2 protein-coding genes are annotated in these 2,455 nt (G+C 70.2%); one reads left to right on the top strand and one right to left on the bottom strand.

Translation table 11 applies throughout. The annotated features are described in order from the left end of the window. The first annotated feature begins 107 nt into the window (after window positions 1-107). Complete coding sequence (locus D7Y13_RS40820; protein ID WP_120538389.1) at window positions 108-1,970, top strand: ABC transporter ATP-binding protein; 1,863 nt, start codon at window positions 108-110, stop codon at window positions 1,968-1,970. Between the two features lie 12 nt (window positions 1,971-1,982). Here D7Y13_RS40820 and D7Y13_RS40815 read toward each other — a convergent pair whose 3' ends face one another. Next, window positions 1,983-2,348, bottom strand: a complete 366-nt coding sequence (locus D7Y13_RS40815; protein ID WP_120538388.1) for a thioredoxin family protein — start codon at window positions 2,346-2,348, stop codon at window positions 1,983-1,985. Window positions 2,349-2,455: the final 107 nt, after the last annotated feature.

Below are 2,455 nucleotides of genomic sequence, written 5' to 3'. Positions count from 1 at the left end.
AGGCGAAGCCGCCCGCCTCCAGGCGCGCGGGCGTTCGCGCGGGGGGAGCCTCCCGCGTCCACGGAAAAGTGGGGTGCGCAGGCCAGCGCGGCGGGCGGTAGCGCGTTATGAGGGGCGGCACCTTGGCACCTCCCGTCACGCAAGCCCCCCCGTCGCTCCGCGCCCGCCTGAAGAACGCGGGCGTCCTCTTCAAGCAGCTGCCCGGCACCTTCCAGCTCTTCTGGCGGGCGAGCCCCCGGGGCGCGGTGGTCCTGGGGCTGCTCACGCTGGTGGCGGCGGTGTTGCCGGCGGGCATCGCGTGGGTGGGCAAGCTCATCGTGGACACGGTGGTGGCCTCCGCGCAGGGCGACACCACGGCGCATTCGCGGGTGCTGGGGCTGGTGGCGCTGGAGTTCGGTCTGATGGTGGGCTCCGCGGTGGTGGACCGCGGCCTGACGCTCACCCGGGACTTGTTGCGCGCGCACCTGGGCAACCTGCTCAACGAGCGCATCCTCCAGAAGGCGCTGGAGCTGGAGCTCAAGCACTTCGAGGACTCGGACACCTACGACAAGATGCAGAACGCGCGGCGCGAGGCGAACGCGCGGCCGCTGTCGCTGGTGATGCAGGCCTTCAGCATCGTGCGCAACGTCATCACCCTGTCCACCTACGCGGTGCTGCTGGTGGCGCTGTCGCCGTGGAGCGTGCTCGTGCTGCTGGCCGCGTCCATCCCCGCCTTCATCGCGGAGGCGCGGCTGGCGGCGGAGGGCTTCCGGCTCTATTCGTGGCGGGCTCCGGAGGGCCGCAAGCTCAACTACCTGGAGTGGATCCTCACGCGCGACAGCACCGTGAAGGAGGTGAAGCTCTTCGGCCTGGGGCCGCTGGTGTTGGGGCGCTACCGCACGCTGTTCCAGAAGTTCTTCGCGGAGGACCGGGCGCTCGCGCGCAAGCGCATGGCGTGGGGCCTGGGGCTGGGCCTGCTGTCGCTGGCGGCCTTCTACGGCTGCTACCTCTTCGTGGCGAGCCGCGCGGCGGCGGGCGGCATCTCCGTGGGCGACATGGTGCTGTACCTGTCCGTGTTCCGGCAGGGGCAGGCCGCGTTCCAGGGCATCCTCACCAGCGTGGGCTCCATGTACGAGGACGCGCTCTTCATGAGCAACCTCTTCGCCTACCTGGACATCCCCACCACGGGTGAGACGCCGAACGTGCTGCCGGCCCTCCAGCCGCCGCGAGGCCGGACCAACGCCATCGAGCTGCGCGACGTGTCCTTCCGCTACGCGGGCAAGGACGCGTGGGCGCTGCGCAACGTGAACCTGACGCTCAAACCCGGCCAGAAGCTGGCGCTGGTGGGGGAGAACGGCGCGGGCAAGAGCACGTTGGTGAAGCTGCTCTTGCGCATGTACGAGCCGACGGAAGGGACCATCCGCTACGGCGGCGTGGACACGGCGGCGATGGACGTGGGGGATTTGCGCAGCCGCTTCGGGGCGGTGTTCCAGGACTTCGTGCGCTACCAGTTCAGCGTGGCGGAGAACATCGGCCTGGGGCACGTGGACGCGCTGGAGGACCGGCCGCGCATCGAGCGCGCGGCGGAGCAGGGCGGGGCGAACTCGGTCATCGCGGCGCTGCCCGGCCAGTACGACACGATGCTCGGCGGCTGGTTCGAGAAGGGCCAGGAACTGTCCAGCGGCCAGTGGCAGAAGCTGGCGGTGTCCCGCGCCTTCATGCGCGACGACGCGGAGGTGCTCATCCTGGATGAGCCCACCGCCAGCATCGACGCGGAGGCGGAGCACGCGCTGTTCGAGCGCTTCCAGGCGCTGGCCGCGGACCGCATCGCCATCGTGATTTCACACCGCTTCTCCACGGTGCGCATGGCGGATCAAATCGCCGTGCTGCACAACGGCACGGTGCAGGAGCTGGGCAGCCACGACGAGCTGATGGCGCTGGACGGGCGGTATGCGCACCTGTTCCGGTTGCAGGCGCGCGGCTACCAGTGAGCCGGGCCCGACCTAGGACGCGCTGGCGGGGGTCGGGGCCCTGGGCAGGTGGTCGCGGATGACGCCCAGCCAGTACGGCTTGCCGTAGTACTGGCTCATCTTCCCCAGCCGTTGCCCGTTGAGGAACAGCAGGAAGGTGGGGATGCCGTGCAGGCCGAAGCGGGTGGCCAGGGCCTCGTGCTCGTAGGCGTTGACCTTGACGACGCGCATGGGCGCGCCCTCCAGCTCCGCCAGCAGACCGGGTTCGGACGCCGCGTAGATGTCGCAATTCGGGCAGCCGGGGCCCCAGAAGTCCACCACCACCAGCTCGTCTCGGGGTTCCAGGACGAGCGAGTCGAAGGTCTCGGTCGTCGCCTCGTAGCTCACGGGATGCGCCATGGCGTCCTTCCTAACCCCAAGGGGGCCGCCATTCCACGGGGCCTGTCAGGCCCCGGAGCAGGCGGGCGGCGTGGGAGGAGGCCGACGGGGAGAGGGGTGGGGAAGAG

This window comes from Corallococcus praedator (genome assembly GCF_003612125.1).
GTDB lineage: Bacteria > Myxococcota > Myxococcia > Myxococcales > Myxococcaceae > Corallococcus > Corallococcus praedator.
This window is presented reverse-complemented; position numbering and strand designations above follow the sequence as displayed.